At 65.4% G+C, this 18090-nt stretch carries 21 protein-coding genes; 13 read left to right on the top strand and 8 right to left on the bottom strand.

Annotated elements, in window-relative coordinates:
• The 3 genes from VFH65_RS29990 to VFH65_RS29980 all read left to right on the top strand — a co-directional run.
• Positions 1 to 1243 (top strand): cytochrome P450 (locus VFH65_RS29990; protein ID WP_353326863.1); only part of this gene is annotated, 1243 nt, incomplete at its 5' end.
• Positions 1240 to 2151 (top strand): alpha/beta fold hydrolase, encoded by a 912-nt coding sequence (locus VFH65_RS29985; RefSeq protein ID WP_353326861.1) that lies wholly within the window; start codon positions 1240 to 1242, stop codon positions 2149 to 2151. The genes VFH65_RS29990 and VFH65_RS29985, both read left to right, overlap by 4 nt.
• On the top strand, positions 2148 to 3017 hold the full coding sequence (locus tag VFH65_RS29980; protein WP_353326859.1) for an SDR family NAD(P)-dependent oxidoreductase: 870 nt from the start codon (positions 2148 to 2150) through the stop codon (positions 3015 to 3017). Before VFH65_RS29985 ends, VFH65_RS29980 begins: the two co-directional genes overlap by 4 nt.
• Here VFH65_RS29980 and VFH65_RS29975 read toward each other — a convergent pair.
• Genes VFH65_RS29975 through VFH65_RS29965 form a run of 3 tightly spaced genes read right to left on the bottom strand, consistent with a single transcriptional unit; the run spans position 2984 to position 4756 of the window.
• A complete protein-coding gene (locus tag VFH65_RS29975) occupies positions 2984 to 3778 on the bottom strand; it encodes an MBL fold metallo-hydrolase (RefSeq protein ID WP_353326857.1) in 795 nt (264 codons plus the stop codon). The genes VFH65_RS29980 and VFH65_RS29975 overlap by 34 nt on opposite strands.
• A complete protein-coding gene (locus tag VFH65_RS29970) occupies positions 3775 to 4230 on the bottom strand; it encodes an ester cyclase (protein WP_353326856.1) in 456 nt (151 codons plus the stop codon). Before VFH65_RS29970 ends, VFH65_RS29975 begins: the two co-directional genes overlap by 4 nt.
• 37 nt (positions 4231 to 4267) lie before the next feature.
• A complete protein-coding gene (locus VFH65_RS29965) occupies positions 4268 to 4756 on the bottom strand; it encodes a DUF2834 domain-containing protein (protein ID WP_353326855.1) in 489 nt (162 codons plus the stop codon).
• A 69-nt stretch (positions 4757 to 4825) separates the two neighbouring features.
• Here VFH65_RS29965 and VFH65_RS29960 point away from each other — a divergent pair, with 69 nt between their 5' ends.
• The 3 genes from VFH65_RS29960 to VFH65_RS29950 are packed head-to-tail and all read left to right on the top strand — an operon-like array spanning position 4826 to position 8066.
• Positions 4826 to 5431, top strand: a complete 606-nt coding sequence (locus VFH65_RS29960) for a TetR/AcrR family transcriptional regulator (protein WP_353326854.1) — start codon at positions 4826 to 4828, stop codon at positions 5429 to 5431.
• A gap of 52 nt (positions 5432 to 5483) precedes the next feature.
• Entirely contained in the window at positions 5484 to 7046 is a 1563-nt protein-coding gene (locus VFH65_RS29955) for a phytoene desaturase family protein (protein ID WP_353326853.1), read from the top strand.
• Between the two features lie 36 nt (positions 7047 to 7082).
• Positions 7083 to 8066, top strand: coding sequence for an NAD-dependent epimerase/dehydratase family protein (locus tag VFH65_RS29950; RefSeq protein ID WP_353326865.1), 984 nt, complete (start codon positions 7083 to 7085; stop codon positions 8064 to 8066).
• Here VFH65_RS29950 and VFH65_RS29945 read toward each other — a convergent pair.
• From VFH65_RS29945 to VFH65_RS29935, 3 genes are read right to left on the bottom strand one after another with little or no spacing between them, the layout of a single operon-like run.
• Positions 8063 to 8227 carry a hypothetical protein gene (locus tag VFH65_RS29945; protein ID WP_353326851.1) on the bottom strand — a complete coding sequence of 55 codons (165 nt, stop codon included), beginning with the start codon at positions 8225 to 8227 and terminating at the stop codon, positions 8063 to 8065. The genes VFH65_RS29950 and VFH65_RS29945 overlap by 4 nt on opposite strands.
• Positions 8228 to 8246: 19 nt before the next feature.
• The gene (locus VFH65_RS29940; protein WP_353326849.1) at positions 8247 to 8600 is read right to left on the bottom strand and encodes a UBP-type zinc finger domain-containing protein; all 354 of its coding nucleotides are present in this window, start codon (positions 8598 to 8600) and stop codon (positions 8247 to 8249) included.
• A gap of 16 nt (positions 8601 to 8616) precedes the next feature.
• Entirely contained in the window at positions 8617 to 9057 is a 441-nt protein-coding gene (locus VFH65_RS29935; protein ID WP_353326847.1) for a nuclear transport factor 2 family protein, read from the bottom strand.
• Positions 9058 to 9089: 32 nt separating this feature from the next.
• Between VFH65_RS29935 and VFH65_RS29930 the strand changes: the two genes are divergently transcribed.
• The 5 genes from VFH65_RS29930 to VFH65_RS29910 are packed head-to-tail and all read left to right on the top strand — an operon-like array spanning position 9090 to position 12529.
• Positions 9090 to 9533 carry an SRPBCC family protein gene (locus tag VFH65_RS29930; protein WP_353326845.1) on the top strand — a complete coding sequence of 148 codons (444 nt, stop codon included), beginning with the start codon at positions 9090 to 9092 and terminating at the stop codon, positions 9531 to 9533.
• A gap of 14 nt (positions 9534 to 9547) precedes the next feature.
• Positions 9548 to 10630: a CaiB/BaiF CoA transferase family protein gene (locus VFH65_RS29925; protein WP_353326843.1), complete on the top strand. Its 1083-nt coding sequence runs from the start codon at positions 9548 to 9550 to the stop codon at positions 10628 to 10630.
• 54 nt (positions 10631 to 10684) lie between these two features.
• Positions 10685 to 11128 (top strand): SRPBCC family protein, encoded by a 444-nt coding sequence (locus tag VFH65_RS29920; RefSeq protein WP_353326841.1) that lies wholly within the window; start codon positions 10685 to 10687, stop codon positions 11126 to 11128.
• Between the two features lie 10 nt (positions 11129 to 11138).
• Complete coding sequence (locus VFH65_RS29915) at positions 11139 to 11588, top strand: SRPBCC family protein (protein ID WP_353326839.1); 450 nt, start codon at positions 11139 to 11141, stop codon at positions 11586 to 11588.
• 29 nt (positions 11589 to 11617) lie between these two features.
• On the top strand, positions 11618 to 12529 hold the full coding sequence (locus VFH65_RS29910) for an LLM class F420-dependent oxidoreductase (RefSeq protein ID WP_353326838.1): 912 nt from the start codon (positions 11618 to 11620) through the stop codon (positions 12527 to 12529).
• On the opposite strand, the gene VFH65_RS29905 is transcribed toward VFH65_RS29910, so the two are convergent.
• Positions 12512 to 13687, bottom strand: coding sequence for a pyridoxal phosphate-dependent aminotransferase (locus VFH65_RS29905; protein WP_353326836.1), 1176 nt, complete (start codon positions 13685 to 13687; stop codon positions 12512 to 12514). The genes VFH65_RS29910 and VFH65_RS29905 overlap by 18 nt on opposite strands.
• Positions 13688 to 13889: 202 nt before the next feature.
• On the opposite strand from VFH65_RS29905, the gene VFH65_RS29900 reads away from it, so the two are divergent.
• Positions 13890 to 15101, top strand: coding sequence for an acetyl-CoA C-acetyltransferase (locus VFH65_RS29900; RefSeq protein ID WP_353326834.1), 1212 nt, complete (start codon positions 13890 to 13892; stop codon positions 15099 to 15101).
• Positions 15102 to 15105: 4 nt separating this feature from the next.
• Positions 15106 to 17253: a 3-hydroxyacyl-CoA dehydrogenase NAD-binding domain-containing protein gene (locus VFH65_RS29895; protein ID WP_353326833.1), complete on the top strand. Its 2148-nt coding sequence runs from the start codon at positions 15106 to 15108 to the stop codon at positions 17251 to 17253.
• Between the two features lie 48 nt (positions 17254 to 17301).
• Here the strand turns inward: VFH65_RS29895 and VFH65_RS29890 are convergent.
• A partial coding sequence (locus VFH65_RS29890; RefSeq protein ID WP_353326831.1) for an esterase/lipase family protein occupies positions 17302 to 18090 on the bottom strand: 789 nt, incomplete at its 5' end.

Here is an 18090-nt window from a genome sequence, read left to right as displayed (position 1 = left end):
ACGATACGGCTCCAGCTTCACCGTTGACCTGCCGATCTTCGGTGAGACGGTGGTGATCAGTGACCGGGCCATGGTCAAGGATTTGTTCACGACGAAGGGCGAACTGGTCGCCCGCGCGTCGAACCTCGGCACAGTGCTCGGTCCGGGATCCACCTTCAGCCTCGACGGCGACGAGCATCGCGAACGCCGCAAGCTGCTGGTGCCGCCGTTTCACGGCAAGCGGATGGCCGGTTACGAGGCAATCGTCGAAGAAGAGGTGACGCGCGAGATCGATTCGTGGCCGGAGGGTCGCGAGTTCGAAACGCTGCAGCCCATGATGCGCATCACGCTCAACGCCATCCTGCGCACGGTGTTCGGTGCGCAAGGAACTGCCTTTGACGAACTGCGGCAACTGTTTCCGACGATGGTGCCGCTGGCCTCGAGGATGGCAGTAATGCCTGCGGTCCTGCGCAAGGATCTAGGCGCAAGGAGCCCATGGGGAAAGGTACAACGCCACCGCAAGCGCTACGACGAGATCATCGCCGCGCTCATCGCAGAGGCCCGATCCGATCCGGCCTTCGAAGACCGCAACGACGTGCTCGCCCTGATGCTGCAGGCGCGGTACGACGACGGTTCGCCTATCTCCGACGGCCACGTCGCCGACGAGCTGCTCACGTTGCTGGCCGCAGGCCACGAGACGACCGCCACCACCTTGGCGTGGGCGGTCGAGCGGTTGCGCAGGCATCCGCGGCTGCTGGCCAGGCTCACCGCCGAAGTCGACGCGGGCGGATCGGAGTTGCGCCAGGCCACGATCTGGGAGGTCCAGCGCACCCGGCCTGTCGTCGAGGCGACGACGCGGGTTACCCGCCAGCGAATCCGGCTGGGCGAGTGGGTCATTCCGAAAGACCACGCCGTGATCGCAAGCATCACGATGGCGCACAACTCGGAGCAGAACTTCACCGATCCTGCCACGTTCAATCCGGACCGCTTCCTCGGCGGCAATCCGGACACCCATACCTGGATCCCGTACGGCGGAGGCATCCGCCGGTGCATCGGCGCGGCCTTCGCGAACATGGAAATGAACGTCACGCTCCGCACGCTGCTGCGCGAGTTCGAACTCGGCACCACCTATGCCGCGGGGGAGCGGCGCCACTCGCGAGGCATCGCCACCGCGCCCGCACGCGGCGGCCGTGCCGTCGTCTACCGACGGCAGGCCGGGATCCGGCAGAGCAGTGGCAGCGGCGCGGAACGGGTGTCCGCGTGACGGCGCCAGAAGCGGTCGTCGGCGTCGGCCGGGGCATCGAGCTGTGCTATCGGACAACTGGCAGCCACGACGATCCCCCGATCCTCCTGATCGCCGGGTTGGGACAGCAATTACATTCCTGGCCAGACGATTTCGTCACTGCGCTGGCAGGGCGCGGCTACCGGGTGACGCGGTTCGACAACAGGGACGCCGGCCGGTCGACGCACATGAGCTATCCGCCGCCGAACCCGGTGGCGATGTTCCGTGGCGGAGATCCGCGCAGGCAATACCACTTGGGCGACATGGCGCGTGACACTGTCGGCCTGCTGGACGCGCTCGGGTACACGGATGCGCATCTGGTCGGGATTTCGATGGGCGGGATGATCGCGCAGACCGTCGCGGCACACTACCCGGGCAGGGTGCGCACTCTGACGTCGATCATGTCGACCACGGGCGCGCGACGCCTGGGCCGGCCGGCATTGTCGACGTGGCGGCAGATGATGACGTCACGACCGCCGCGGACGCGAGCCGAGGCGATGGATAACGCCGCGAAGACGTTCTCCCACATTGGTTCACACGGTTTCCCGTTCGACGAGCATGCGGTGCGTGAGGCGGCCGGGATCGCATGGGACCGCGACCCCACCGCCGGCGGCGTCGTGCGGCAGCTGGCCGGCATTTTCGCTTCGGGGGACCGCACGGCCGAGCTCGGCCTGATCGACGTCCCGACCCTGGTCATTCACGGCGACCGCGACCGGATGGTCCATCCGACCGGTGGCGCCGCGACCGCAGGCGCGATTCGCGGCGCACGGCTGGAGACCATCGAGGGACTCGGCCATGACCTCCCCATCGGTGCGTGGGGCCGGATCATCGATCTGATCAACGACCACACCACTGCCGCTATTTACACCAACCTCGAGGAGCAAGCATGAGCAAGCCGAAGCGCACGATCAGTGGCCGCACGGTGGTCATCACCGGCGCGGCGTCCGGCATCGGCCGCGCACTGGCACAACGGCTTTCGGCGCACAGCTGTCCGGTGGCCATTGCCGACGTCGACGAGAGGGGACTCAAGGAGACCGAGGCCTCGCTGAACGGACCGACCCTGGTGCGGATCCTCGACGTCCGCGACGCCGACGCGCAGCGCGACTTCGCCGGCGAGGTCCTCGAGTGGGCCCCGCAACCCATCGGCGCCGTATTCAACAACGCGGGTGTCGCCGTGGCCTCCAGCGTGCTGGACGCGGTGGTCGAGGACGACAACTGGCTGTGGGACATCAACTTCGGTGGTGTGGTCAACGGCACCAGGGCGTTTCTGCCCATCCTTGTCGAGCAGAACGAAGGCGCCATCGTCAACACATCGAGCGTGTTCGGTCTCGTCGGGATGCCGAACCAAAGCGCCTATTGCTCAGCGAAGTTCGCGGTTCGCGGATTCACCGACTCACTGCGGCAGGAGTTGCGAGGCACCGGCGTCACGGCCATCAACGTGCACCCCGGCGGTATCAACACCAACATCGTGCGCAACGGCAGGGTGCGCAAGGATCCCGAAGGCCGCGGCCGCAGCCAAGAGCAGATGGCGAAGGAATTCGCCGCCATCACCATGACGGAGCCCGAGAAGGCAGCCGAGATCATCCACCGCGGAGTGGAGCAGGGCAAGGCGCGAATCCTGATCGGCCCCGACGCGTACATGTTCGACACGCTCGCCCGCCTCGCTCCCACGCGCTATTACGACATTCTCGGCAGGCTCGAGTCCGTCCTCAGAAGGCGCAGTCAGGCAACCGATGTTTCCTTAGCGCGCTCATAGAGCGTCGCGTCGTGGGCGCAGACGATGAAGAGGCCGGGCTCGCCGCGGCGGTAGAGCTCGTAGAGGCGGGCATGGTTGTCGCGCACCCGCTTTCGATCAAACGGGACAAGGGTCTCCCACACCGCAATGAGAGGTGGCGTGCGAGCTTCACCGTCGAGCGTGCTGTGGTGGAAGAACGCGTCTCCGCCGTGCAGCACCCACCGGTGCCCGGCGTCGACAGCGACGCAGGCATGGCCGCGGGTGTGGCCAGGCAACGAGATCAGAACTAATCCTTCTGAGATTTCGCGCAGCTCCTTGGCGGCGGCGAACCCTCGCCACTTCTCGCCGTCGGGGTTGTGCTGCACGATTTTTGGGTTGTGTGCCCATTGGATGGGCCTGAAGCGAATCTTCTCGTCCAGCGATCGCGGGTTCATCGCCGCATGCGCCTCGGTGGCAGTGACGTGAATCTGCGCGTCGGGAAAGTCGGCGATTCCGCCGATGTGGTCGGCGTCGAAATGGGTGATCACGATGTGGCGAACGTCGTCACGGCGGAAACCCAGCCGCTCGACCTGCCGCAAGGCCGTCTCGGCGTGATCGAACACCGGCCTGATGACGCGGCGTACCGGTCCGATCCGCTTGGCGGGCTCCGCGCAGTCGTGTGACCCGAACCCGGTGTCGACGAGCACAAGGCCGCTATCGGTCTCGACGAGCAGCACGTGACACACCACCGAAGGCATCCGGACGGGATGCATCGTGCCGCAGTTGAGGTGATGGACCTTCACTCCTCGACCGCTCCTGCGGCCGTGAGCAATTCGGTTCGGCCGATCTGGCTGACCAGGCTGGCCGAATCGAAGTAGATCCGCTCATTGACGATTCGATCTTGTTCGAAGAAGAACACTGCGATGATCGGCACCCGGAAGGCCTTGCCCGTCGGCGGGAGACCATAGAACTCGCCGAGATTCGTTCCCAGCAGGTCGAATTCGACAATGACCGCATCGTCGGCGACGTGGTAACGGACGTTGTCGTGACGCTGGTCGGGGAATGCGGTCCGGGTGGTCCGGTAATAGCCCATGACTTCGTCGTCACCGTCGAACACTTGGCCCGTGGCGATGATCTCGTAGTGCGGATGGCCGTTGAAAGTGGCCAGAGTCCGGTCGAAGTCCTTGGTGACTTCGGTATCCATGTGTTCGCGAATGACGTCGAGGCGGCGCTGCCGCAGATCGTCGCTGATCATTCCTAGAACTGTATGCGGCCCTGCGCCGCCGGAAGCGCTATGCCGCGGATTCGACTGGCGTGAATGACTGCTGGTGACGGCGCTGCCGTTCGATCACGGCGAAGTAGAACGCATACGCGAAGGCGCAACTGGTGAACAGGCTCGACACGAAGAAGAGCCACGGATGGCGGATGCCGCGCCGCCTGCCGTCGATGATCGTGAAGAGCGGCAGCAGAATGACGTTGATGATGGTGTAATCCTGACTCGCCGAAGCGGCGGCGGGATTGACGTATCCGAGCGCGATGAACTCCTGCCAGCTGCCAGGGCCCCAGATCGGGTTCGACGACGGCGTCGCGTACTCCTGCACGAACTGGTTGTTGAAGTAATAGCCGAGCGCGATCGACGCAATACCGACGACGTAGTAGACGACTTCGAGGGTGGAGAACCGCGGTCCGCCGACTGGGCGGGAGAAGATCTTCGGATTCGACGCGACGGTGAACCAGATGACCGCGACGCCGAGGACGGCGTGAATAAGCAACGACACCATAGGCGGAGTCTCGCTACCGATTGAAGTTTTGTCAATATTGACATAACTGGGGTGCGGTACTTTACGCAGATGGTCCGGCCTGCCCAAACCGTGCGCAGCGAGCGCACGCGCGAGGCGTTGCGGAAGGCGGCCCTGGTGCGGTTCATCGGCCAGGGGGTCGAGGAGACGACGGCCGAGCAGATCGCCGCCGACGCCGGGGTGTCGCTGCGGACCTTCTACCGCCACTTCGCATCGAAACACGACCTGCTGTTCGCAGACTACGACGCGGGTTTGCATTGGTTCCGCAGCGCCCTGGCGGCCCGGTCGCCGGACGAGTCGATCATCGAATCGGTGCAGTCGGCGATCATGGCCAGGCCGTATGACGACTGGGCGGTGACCAAGATTGCGTCGTTGCGCGCCCAGGAACTCGACCCCAGCCGGATCGTCCGGCATATCCGCCAGGTGGAGGCGGACTTCGCCGAGGCCATCGAGCAGCATCTTGCCGGTGAGGATCCGCCGAAGCCGGGCACCGACGAACGGATGCACATCACCGTCACCGCCAGGTGCATCGCCGCCGCGGTGTTCGGGGCGATGGAGGTGTGGATGCTCGGCGAGGATCGCTCGCTGCCCGAATTGTCGCGGCTGTGCGCCGACGCTCTCGAGACGTTGAGCAAAGGCATCGGTCAGCCGGCCTGACCAAGTTTTGTCAATATTGACAAAACTAACCCGCCCGTGTCAGCCTCAGCCCATGGCGGACTTCGACGCGATTGTCATCGGGGCGGGACACAACGGACTGACCGCTGCCGTACTCCTGCAGCGGGCGGGGCGACGAACGCTCTGCCTGGATTCCAAGCTCTATGCCGGCGGAATGGCGTCGACCGTGGAGCTGTTCGACGGCTACAAGTTCGAGATCGCCGGCTCGGTGCAGATCCCGACATCGGCCACCGTAAGCCGTGAACTCGGGCTCGACGCGCTGCCCACCGTCGACCTCGACGTGATGTCGGTGTCGCTTCGGGGCGTTGGCGACGACCCCGTCGTCTACTACACCGACCCGATGAAGCTGCTGACCCACCTCAACGACGTGCACGGCGCAGAGGCCGTCAACGGGATGGCCGGGCTGATGGCCTGGAGCCAAGCACCGACCCGGGCGCTGGGCAGGTTCGACGCGGGCCAGCCGCCGAAGACAATCGACGAGATGTATGCCTGCGCCACAAACGAATTCGAGCGATCAACCATCACCGATCTGCTGTTCGGGTCGGTCACCGATGTGCTCGACCGGTACCTGCCCGACCGCGAGAAGCATGGCGCGTTACGCGGCATGCTGTCGCTGCTTGCCGTCAACACCACATACCGCGGGCCCGCGACACCGGGCACGGCCGCGGCGTTCGCATACGGGTTCGCGGTTCCTGATGAGAACGCGCTGCTGGTCAAGAAATTGCGGGGCGGCATCGGCGCGCTCACGTCGCACCTACAGGAGCTGTTCACCTCCAGCGGAGGTGAGCTGCGGCTGCGCAGCAAGGTCGACGAAGTCCTGGTGACCGACGGCCGTGTCGCGGGTGTGCGCCTCGAGGACGGTTCGACGCTGACCGCGCCGATCGTCGTGTCCGCCGTGGCACCCGACCTCACCGTGAACGGGCTGGTCGACTCGGCCGCAGTGCCTGCCGATGTCCGGGAGCGGTTCTCGCGAGTCGACCACCGCGGAAGCTACCTGCAGATGCATTTCGCACTCGATGGCGTACCGGAGTTCGCTGCGCCGTATGAATTGCTCAACGATCCCGAAATGCAGTCCAACATCGGCATTTTCAGCACGCCGGAGGAGCTGCAGCAGCAGTGGGAGGACTGCCGCCGCGGCATCGTTCCTGCCGACCCGTCGATCGCGTTGCAGATGCCATCTGTCAACGATCCGGACTTGGCGCCACCCGGCAAGCATGCGGTCTCGGCGTTCTCGCTGTGGTTCCCGATCGAGGACAGCCCGGCCAGCTACGGAGAGATGAAGGTGGAGATGGGCAGGCGCGTGATCGAAAAGATCACCCGGCTTGCGCCGAACTTCTCCGACCTCATAACCCGGCACACCACCTTCACCCCCAAGCACATGGGCACCATGTTCGGTGCGCCTGGAGGCGACTACTGCCACGGCCTGATTCATCCCGACCAGATGGGGCCCAACCGGCCGGGGCCGAAAGGCTATGTGGATCAACCGATTCCGATCGATGGTTTGTATCTGGCCAGCGCCGGCTGCCACGGCGGACCCGGCATCACATTCATTCCTGGCTACAACGCCGCCAAGCAGGCACTAGCCGAGAACGGCTGACGTTTCAGTGTGACCGAGGCGGGGAACGCCACCCGCATGGCACTCACGGTCGCCGTCACCGGGCCCACGGGCGAAATCGGCATCTCCGCGGTCGAGGCGTTGGAGCGCTTGCCCGTGGTAGAGCGGATCATCGGGATGGCGCGACGGCCGTTCGATCCCGCTGAACACGGCTGGACCAGAACGGAGTATCAGCAGGGCGACATCCTCGACCGCGCGCTCGTTGACGCCCTGGTCGCCCAGGCCGACGTCGTCATCCACCTGGCCTTCATCATCATGGGCTCCCGCGAGGAGAGCGCGCGCATCAACCTGGAAGGCACCCGCAACGTCTTCGAGGCCACCGTGGCCGCCGACCGGCCGAAGCGGTTGGTGTACACCTCATCGGTGGCCGCTTATGGCTACCACTCGGACAACCCGATGCCGATCACCGAGGATGTGCCGACAAGGGGCTCACCTGAGCACTACTACTCCGAGCAGAAGGCCGCCTGTGAATCCGCGCTCGTGGAGCTCACGGCCGATTCGCCGCTGGAGGTGTTCGTGTTGCGGCCGTGCATCGTCGCAGGGCCGAAGGCGCCCGCGCTGGCCGACGCGATGCCGTTCAACCAGCTGCCAGGTCCGGTCAAGCGGGTGGCCCAGGCGCTGCCGCTGTTGAAGCCGCCGTTCCCGGATCCCGGCACGCCGTTGCAGCTGGTCCACCACGACGATGTCGGGTCCGCGATCGCCTTGGCCGCAACCACTTCCGCGCCAGCGGGTGCGTACAACATCGCCGGCGACGGGGTGATTTCGATGTCGGAGGTGGCGCGGGCGCTCGGTGCATTCCCAGTGCGGGTGCCCAAAGTCGCGGCGACGGCAGCCTCCGAGGTCATCGCCAGGCTGCCGTTCGTTCCTTCTGCGCTGGAATGGCTGCACGTCGGCCGGACGTCGGTGGTGATGGACACCTCGAAGGCCAAGACGCAACTGGGCTGGACGCCGAAATACACTGCCGCCGAGACGTTGTCGGCCTTGGCGGAGTCCGTACGCTAGCCGTTATCGGTATCCTCTGCGGGACCGCTGGGTGTGGCGCCACCTTCATCGGTCCATTCGGAGCGGTCTTGAGCGCCTTTGGCCGGATCGCTTAGGACGTCGTCTTCGGCGCCTGCGGCGCCGGCGTCGGACTCGGCGGTCTCTGGGCTGTCTTTCTTCATCGACAAGGAGTACCCAAACTCAGTCGCCGCGACTCCGAAGCTGGGCCATCCAGTCACTGGGCACTCGGCCGCGCGGACCGGGCACGGGCTCGTCTTCCGGGTGGGCTTCCGGTGCCGCGAGTTCGGGACCGTCGTAGTACTCGTTCGTGTCGTAGTTCCAGAACCAGTCCTCGCCCGGTTCGAACGACCGGATGATGGGGTGTCCGGATTCGCGCCAGTGCGCCGAGGCGTGCCGGGCCAAAGAGTCGTCGCAACAACCGATGTGGCCGCAGGCCGCGCAGCGCCGCAGGTGCACCCACCAGCCGCCGTCGGCGTCGCATTCGAGGCAGCCGGTGCCACTCGGCGGGACGGTGGGATCGACGGCTGCGCTCATGTCGGCGAGCCTACCGTCATGCCATCGTCGAATCGGGCGCATGCCAATCCGTCGAGACGAAGCGGTGGCTGATCAACCACTGCCCGTCGTCGGGAACAAAGACGTCGCGGTAGCGGCCGAAGTGGTCGATGCCGATCTCGGTGAAGACGGTGAAGTAGCAGGCGACTCGCGCCTCATGCGGCGTCACTTCGGTGAACCGGATGTTCGTCACGTTGTGGCGCACGATGCGGGTCACGCCGGAGGCTTGTGCGACCGCGCTCGGTGCCGCGACCGCCGATTGCAAGAACGCGATGATGGCTTCGCGTCCGCGCACCGGCGCAGAGCCTCGCAATTCGAGCTGCCCGTCCTCGCAGAATGTTTGGGCCAGCTCGTCGAGTTTCAGCGCGTCACCCGACCAGTTGTAGCGGGCCAGTGTGTCCCTGATGTGTTCGCGGGCGCAAAGCTCCCAAAGCTCCATGTGGCCAACCGTAGTCGGGCTAGGGTCGCGCCATGGCTACCAGCGATTCCCGCGAGGTCGTGATCGAGGCGAGTCCCGAGGAGATCCTCGACGTCATCGCCGACGTCGAGTCGACGCCCACCTGGTCGTCGCAGTACCAGAGCGCCGAGGTCCTCGAGTCCTATGACGACGGCAGGCCCAAACGGGTCAAGATGAAAGTGAAGTCCGCTGGCATCTCCGACGAACAGATCGTCGAGTACACGTGGACCGACAACAAGGCGAGTTGGACCCTTATCTCCGCGGGTCAGCTGAAAGCGCAGGACGCCAGCTACACGCTCACCCCAGAAGGCGACAAGACGAAGCTGAAGTTCGAGATCACCATCGACCTGTCGGTGCCCCTGCCGGGATTCGTGCTCAAGCGCGCGATGAAGGGCGCGATGGAGACCGCCACCGAGGGGCTGCGAAAGCAAGTGCTGAAAGTCAAAAAGGGCGGCTGAGTTACGTTCTCCTGGTGAGCAATAGCGGCCCCCTTGCCGGGGTGAAAGTGATCGAGCTAGGCGGAATCGGGCCCGGGCCGCACGCGGGCATGGTGTTGGCCGACCTTGGCGCCGACGTGGTGCGGGTGCGCAGGCCCGGCGGGCTGCAGATGCCCGCGGAGAACGTCGACCTGCTGCACCGAGGCAAGCGCATCGTCGACCTTGATGTGAAGAAGGAGCCGCAGGCCCTTCTCGAGCTGGCGGCCAAGGCGGACGTGCTGCTGGACTGCTTCCGTCCCGGCACGTGCGAGCGGCTCGGCATCGGGCCCGACGACTGCGCGGCGGTGAATCCGCGGCTGATCTTCGCCCGGATCACCGGTTGGGGGCAGAACGGGCCGCTGGCGACCACCGCCGGTCACGACATCAACTACCTATCGCAGACCGGCGCGCTGTCGGCCATCGGCTTTCGCGACCGCCCACCCGTCGCGCCCCTGAACCTTGTCGCGGACTTCGGGGGCGGATCGATGTTTGTGCTGCTGGGCATCGTGTCCGCCCTCTACGAGCGCGAACAGTCGGGCAAGGGGCAGGTCATCGACGCCGCGATGGTCGACGGCGTCAGCATCCTGTCGCAGATGATGTGGACGATGAAGTCGACCGGCACGTTGCGCGACGAGCGCGAGTCGTTCCTTCTCGACGGTGGCGCGCCGTTCTACCGCACCTACGAAACCTCCGACGGCCAATACATGGCCGTCGGCGCCATCGAGCCGCAGTTCTTCGCGCAACTGTTGGAAGGCCTGGGCCTGACGGCCGACGATGTGCCCAACCAACTCAATACGGCGTCGTTTCCCGAAGTACACAAGCTCTTCGCGGCGAGGTTTGCGAGCAAGACCCGCGACGAATGGAGCGCGATCTTCGTAGGCACCGACGCCTGCGTCACTCCGGTGCTCACCTGGACAGAGGCGGCGCAGAACGACCATCTGTTGGCACGCGCAACTGTGGTTGAGGCCAACGGTGTCGAGCAGGCCGCGCCGGCGCCGCGGTTCTCCCGCACGCCGCCCGGTCCGGTCGGCGCACCGCCGCAAGTCACTACCCGGATCGACGAGATCGACTGGCAATGAAGTTAGCTGCGGAATCCACTGCACGAGGCCTGCAAGTTAACTAGAATTTGCCGTATGGCTGTCCGCGCATCCAGAGAAGTGGTCTTCGAGGCACCGCCAGAGGCGATCTTGGATGCGCTCGCGGACGTCGAACGGGTGCCGTCCTGGTCGGCTGTCCACAAGGACGCCGAAGTGCTCGACCGCCACCCCGACGGCAGGCCGCACCACGTGAAGGCGACGCTGAAGATCATGGGCATCACCGACAAGGAAGTCCTCGAATATCACTGGGGTGATCGCTGGATGGTGTGGGATTCGGCGGAGACCTTTCAGCAGCGCGGTCAGCACGGCGAGTACAACCTGACGCCCGAGGGCGAGGACAAGACGCGGGTGCGCTTCGACATCATCATGGAGCTGGCGGCGCCGGTACCGGGGTTCCTGATCAAGCGGGCCAAAAAGATTGTGCTCGACGTGGCGACGGAAAGCCTGCGTAAAAGGGTCATGGAGAAATACGCGTCATAGGTTTTCGATCATGGCCGTCCGGACGTCACGCGAGATCGTGATCGAGGCACCGCCGGAAGCCATCATGGATGCGCTCGCCGACGTGGAGTCCATGCTGTCCTACTCGCCTGCCTACAAGCGTGTCGAGATTCTCGACACGTACGATGACGGCCGTCCTCACCACGTACGCATCGCGATCAAGGTGCTGGGCCGGCTTGACGAGGAGGTTCTCGAATACCGTTGGGGGCCAGACTGGTTGGTGTGGGATGCCGAGGAGACGAGACAACAGTACGCCCAGCACGTCGAGTACACACTGCGCCCCGATCACGCCGGTACGTCGACGGTGGTGAGGGTCGACATCACCGTCGAGCCCAACTCGCTCATTCCGGACTACTTCATCAAGAAGGCGGGCAAGTCGGTCATCGACGCGGCGACAGAGGGGCTACGGAACAGGGTGCTGGGCAAGACTAGATCGGAATAGCGCAGGGGTATGCCCGGGTTGGTTGCGGTATGCCGACCGGAGTCTTCCTGTTCCCCAGCCCGCAAGCCGCCAACGCTGTCGACGATGTCATTTCGCAAGCCCGACGCGCGTACGAGCTTGGTGTTCGCCAGATCTGGCTGGCGCAGCAGTTCGACCACGACGCGATCGCGCTGGCCGCCCTCATCGGGGCGGCGGTGCCCGGGCTCGGTGTGGGTACGTCGGTGGTGCCGATCAATCCTCGGCACCCGCTCATCGTGGCGTCGTTGGCGCAGACGGCGCAGGCCGCCTCTCATGGCAACTTCAGCCTGGGCCTTGGCCTTGGTGCTCACGAGCCCGAGCGGCAGGCGTTCGGAACCGCATGGCCAAACACGATCCAGCGGTTGCGTGAGCATCTGACGATTCTGCGGTCGATATTCGACAAGGGGACGGTCGATTTCCACGGCGACGAACTGAGCGCGAGCCCCGCCTGGCCGGTCACAGTCGCCGGTGGTTCTCCGATACCGGTTTACGTGGCGGCGATGGGCCCAAAGGCGTTGCAGGTCACCGGCGAACTCGCCGACGGCACTATGCCTTACCTCGCCGGGCCACGCACCATCGAGGAGTTCATCGAACCCACCATCGCTAACGCGGCCGCAGAGGCGGGCAGACCGAAGCCGCGGATCATCGCGGCAGTGCCGGTGCTGGTCTCGGATGATATCGACGGCGCGCTCCAACAGGCAGCGGAGCAGCTGGCTCTCTATGCGACGATCCCGTCCTATCAGAAGGTGATTGCCAGGGAGGGCGTCGAGAGCGTCGCCGACCTTGCGGCGGTCGGTCCGTCCGACTCGGTGGTCCGGCACCTGAAGAGCTATCTGGATGCGGGCGCGACTGATGTGATGTTGAGCCCGCTGGACCGCTCGCAACCCAGTGAGGCGCTGTGGCGGCTAGCCGCCAGTCTTTAACACTGCCAGCCGTCGGATGGCCTCGTCCATCGTGTCGTCGCGCTTACAGAAGGCGAAGCGCACCAGGTGATTCCACGCGTCGGCGTGCTCGGCACCGGGGTCGCAGAAGGCCGACATCGGGATCGCGGCCACGCCCGCCTTGTGAGGCAGTTCCGCGCAGAACGTCGTGCTGTCGTCATAACCCAGCGGCCGCGGGTCGGCGCATAGGAAATAGGTGCCCAAGCTGTCGTGCACTTCGAAGCCCAACTCGGCAAGCGCCGACCCCAGCTTGTCGCGCTTGGCCTGCAACGACTCCCGCAGTGCGGCCACCCACGCTTCTTCAGTGTTGAGGGCTTGGGCTATCGCTGGCTGAAACGGCGCGCCGCCGACGTAGCTCAGGTACTGCTTGGCTGCCCGCACACCGGCGATGAGTTCCGGTGCGCCGCAAGCCCATCCGATCTTCCATCCTGTGCAGTTGAACATCTTGGCTGCACTGGAGATGGTCACGGTGCGGCCAGCCATGCCCGGATAGTTGGCCAGCGGCATGTGGCGGCGACCGTCGAAGACCAGATGCTCGTAGACCTCATCGGTGATCGCCAGCAGATCCGCGTCGACGGCGAGCTGCGCAAGCGCGCGTAGCTCGTTGTCGGACAACACCATTCCGGTCGGGTTGTGCGGCGAGTTGACGATCAGAGCCTTGGTCTTCGGCGTGACCGCGGCCCGCAGGCCGTCGATGTCGATCGCGAAACCACGTCCGTCCTGGACCAGCGGGATAGCGCGGCGCTCGCAGCCCGCCATCGCGATCACGGGGGAGTAGGAGTCGTAGAACGGCTCGATCAGCAACACCTCGGAGCCGGGTTCGACGAGCCCGAGGACCGCGGCGGCGATGGCCTCGGTCGCACCGACCGTCACCAGCACCTCGGTGTCTGGGTCGTACTCGGTGCCGAAGTGGCGTTTGCGTTGTGCGGCGATCGCCTCCCGCAGCGGCGCGATGCCGAGGCCGGGTGGGTATTGATTGACGCCTTCGGCGATCGCGTTCTCTGCGATCTTGAGCATCGCCGGCGGGCCGTCCTCGTCGGGGAAGCCCTGGCCCAGGTTGACCGCGCCGATGCGGGCGGCCAGCGCCGACATCTCGGCGAACACCGTGACGGCGTAGGGCTGCAGTCGGGACACCGTCATGGCAGCTGAGCTTAGGACACCTCGTCGAACGTGCTTCCACTGCGAAAAATCGACTGAAAAATCGCAGCAGCCGCACGTTCGGCGCAATCGGTGCTTGACGGGCCCAACCAACAGGTTGGCCGAGGCTGTTAGGCTGGCCGGGCAGTGGACACCGCCCATGTGGGCAGGATTCCCGTAACCCCACCTGAACAGGAAATACTTCATGTCCGAAGAAGCCTTCATTTATGAGGCCATCCGCACGCCGCGCGGTAAGCAGCGCAACGGCTCGCTGAACGAGGTCAAGCCGGTCAACCTGGTCGTCGGCCTGATCGACGAGCTGCGCAGCCGCTACCCCGACCTCGACGAGAACCTGATCAGCGACGTCATCCTCGGTGTCGTCTCGCCCGTCGGTGACCAGGGCGGCGACATCGCCCGCACCGCCGCGCTGGTGGCGAAGCTGCCCGAGACCACCGGCGGGTTCCAGCTCAACCGCTTCTGTGCCTCCGGCCTGGAGGCCGTGAACACAGCCGCGCAGAAGGTCCGCTCCGGCTGGGACGACCTCGTGCTGGCCGGCGGCGTCGAGTCGATGAGCCGCGTGCCGATGGGCTCCGACGGCGGCGCATGGGCCACCGACCCCGAGACCAATTACCGCATCGGCTTCGTGCCGCAGGGCATCGGCGCCGACCTGATCGCCACCATCGAGGGATTCTCGCGCGACGATGTCGACGCCTACGCCCTGCGTTCGCAGGAGAAGGCCGCCGCCGCATGGGCGGGCGGTTACTTCGCCAAGTCCGTCGTCCCGGTGAAGGACCAGAACGGTCTGGTCATCCTCGACCACGACGAGCACATGCGACCCGGCTCCACCGTGGAGAGCCTTGGCAAGCTCAAGACCGCGTTCGACGGCATCGGTGCGATGGGCGGCTTCGACGACGTGGCGCTGCAGAAGTACCACTATGTCGAGAAGATCAACCACGTCCACACCGGCGGCAACAGCTCCGGCATCGTCGACGGCGCCGCGCTGGTGCTCGTCGGTTCTGAGGCGGCGGGCAAGTCGCAGGGCCTGACCCCGCGCGCCCGCATCGTGGCCACCGCCACCAGTGGCGCCGACCCGGTCATCATGCTGACCGGCCCGACCCCGGCCACCCGTAAGGTGCTGGACCGCGCGGGCCTGACGGTCGACGACATCGACCTGTTCGAGCTGAACGAGGCGTTCGCGTCGGTGGTGCTCAAGTTCCAGAAGGACCTGAACATCCCCGACGAGAAGCTCAACGTCAATGGTGGCGCCATCGCGATGGGCCACCCGCTGGGCGCCACTGGCGCCATGATCACCGGAACCATGGTCGACGAGCTCGAGCGCAGGGGCGCCCGTCGCGCGCTGATCACGCTGTGCATCGGCGGCGGCATGGGTGTCGCGACCATTATCGAGAGGGTTTAAGGCCATGGCAGAGAACACAATCCAGTGGGACAAGGATGCCGACGGCATCGTCACGCTGACGATGGACGACCCGACCGGGTCGGCCAACGTGATGAATGAGCACTACGCCGAGTCCATGCACAACGCCGTAGAACGCCTTGTCGCAGAGAAGGATTCGATCACCGGTGTGGTCATCACCAGTGCCAAGAAGACCTTCTTCGCCGGCGGCGATCTCAAGGGCATGATCAACCTCGGCCCTGAGAACGCCGGTGAGGCGTTCGACACCGTCGAGTCGGTCAAGCGCGACCTGCGCGCCCTCGAGACGCTTGGCAAGCCGGTCGTCGCCGCCATCAACGGCGCCGCGCTCGGCGGCGGCCTCGAGATCGCGCTGGCGTGCCACCACCGCATCGCCGCCGATGTCAAGGGCAGCGTCATCGGTCTGCCCGAGGTCACGCTGGGCCTGCTGCCCGGCGGCGGCGGCGTCACCCGCACCGTGCGGATGTTCGGCATCCAGAAGGCGTTCATGGAGGTGCTGAGCCAGGGCACGCGCTTCAAGCCGGGCAAGGCCAAGGAGACCGGGTTGGTCGACGAGGTGCTGCCGACGATCGAGGAACTGGTGCCCGCCGCCAAGGCGTGGATCAAGGCCAACCCCGACGCACACGTGCAGCCGTGGGATGCCAAGGGCTACAAGATGCCCGGCGGCACCCCGGCCAGCCCGGCGCTCGCAGGCGTCCTGCCGTCGTTCCCCGCGCTGCTGAAAAAGCAACTCAAGGGCGCACCGATGCCCGCGCCGCGGGCCATCCTCGACGCCGCAGTCGAGGGTGCGCAGGTGGACTTCGACACCGCATCACGCATCGAAAGCCGTTACTTCACACAGCTGGTCACCGGTCAGGTCGCCAAGAACATGATTCAGGCGTTCTTCTTCGACCTTCAGAACATCAACGGCGGCGGCTCGCGCCCCGAGGGCATTGGCAAGACGCCGATCACCAAGATCGGCGTGCTCGGTGCGGGCATGATGGGCGCCGGCATCGCCTACGTCTCGGCGAAGGCCGGCTTCGACGTTGTGCTCAAGGATGTGTCGATCGAGGCGGCCCAAAAGGGCAAGGGCTACTCGGAGAAGCTCGAAGCCAAGGCGCTGCAGCGGGGCAAGACCACGCAGGAGCGCTCCGACGCGCTGCTGGCCCGCATCACCCCGACGGCCGACCCGGCCGACTTCAAGGGTGTCGACTTCGTCATCGAGGCGGTCTTCGAAAGCCAGGACCTCAAGCACAAGGTGTTCCAGGAGATCGAGGACGTCGTCGAGCCCAACGCGCTGCTGGGGTCGAACACCTCGACGCTGCCGATCACCGGTCTGGCGACGGGCGTGAAGCGGCAGGAGGACTTTATCGGAATCCACTTCTTCTCGCCGGTCGACAAGATGCCACTGGTCGAAATCATCAAGGGCGAGAAGACTTCTGACGAAGCGCTGGCCCGGGTGTTCGACTACACGCTGGCCATCGGCAAGACGCCGATCGTCGTCAACGACAGCCGTGGCTTCTTCACCAGCCGCGTGATCGGCACGTTTGTCAACGAGGCGCTGGCGATGCTCGGTGAGGGTGTGGAACCGGCCAGCATCGAGCAGGCCGGCAGCCAGGCCGGCTACCCGGCACCGCCGCTGCAGCTGTCCGACGAGCTCAACCTGGAGCTGATGCACAAGATCGCCGTCGCCACCCGCAAGGGCGTCGAGGACGCCGGCGGCACTTACGAGCCGCACCCGGCCGAGGCCGTCGTCGAGAAGATGATCGAACTCGGTCGTCCCTCGCGGCTGAAGGGCGCTGGCTTCTATGAGTACGCCGACGGCAAGCGCACCCAGCTGTGGCCGGGTCTGCGCGAGACGTTCAAGTCGGGGTCCTCGCAGCCGCCGTTGCAGGACATGATCGACCGGATGTTGTTCGCCGAGGCGCTGGAAACCCAGAAGTGCCTCGACGAGGGCGTGCTCATGACGACCGCTGACGCGAATATCGGCTCGATCATGGGCATCGGATTCCCGCCGTGGACCGGTGGCTCGGCGCAGTACATCGTCGGCTACCAAGGCCCGGCAGGCACGGGCAAGGAAGCCTTCGTGGCGCGGGCCAAGGAGCTGGCCGCCAAGTATGGCGACCGCTTCCTGCCGCCGGAGTCTCTGACCAGCTAGCTGTAGTACGCAAAGCCCTCGAAACGCCCTGCGTTTCGGGGGCTTTCGCTATGCGGCCAGTACATCCCTGTGCAGCGGAACGGGATTCGCCTCCGGATTGTTGGCCAGTGCGTCGAGGACGACGGACCACACCTGCGGACTCAACACCACGCCCAGGTGCCCGACCGGAAGTCCCGGATACAGATCCTGAACGACGATGTTGGTCACGCCTGGGCCGTCGAGCGCCTGCTGCGTGTACGGGGTAACCACCTCGTCGTTCCTCGAGGCAATAGTGGTGTAGAGGACACCGGGCCGGGTGTCGCCGTTGCCGTACACCTCCTGCTGAAGTTCGGAGCCCACGGCCTGCTGCAGCAGCCCTTGGCCGAACGAGTTGGCGATAGCACTAGCCAGCGGCCCCAGGATCGGCAGTTTCAGCAACCCGATCAAGCCGGAGGCATCGGTGCCGTGATTACTCGGCGCTATGCCGATGAGCTGTGACACCTTGTCGGCGCCACCGAGATTGTTGATGTAGTACGCAGGCAGGATTCCGCCGCCCTGCGAATAGCCGATGAGGATCACCTTGGGTGCACCCGTTTCCGCGAGGACTCTGTCCACTTCGGCGGCAAGCTCGCGGCCGGACTGCCTGATGTCATCCGTGGCTTGGATCGGGTAATTCGGATCCTGGCTGATATTGCCGTAGTTGAACGAGTAGACCTTGTACCCGGCGTTGGCGAGGACCGGCGCACCAACACCCCAGTTCTCGCCTTGGGTGGCAATCGTTCCGTTGATCAGAATGATCGGAAGAGGATGCTCGTCGGTGACCGTGATGTCCGGGTCGTTCGCGCCGGGCGGCGGAAC

The sequence above is a fragment of the Mycobacterium sp. genome (assembly GCF_035697385.1).
Lineage (GTDB): Bacteria > Actinomycetota > Actinomycetes > Mycobacteriales > Mycobacteriaceae > Mycobacterium.
Note: the sequence above shows the minus strand (reverse complement) of the source record. Positions and strands in the feature narration are given on the sequence as shown.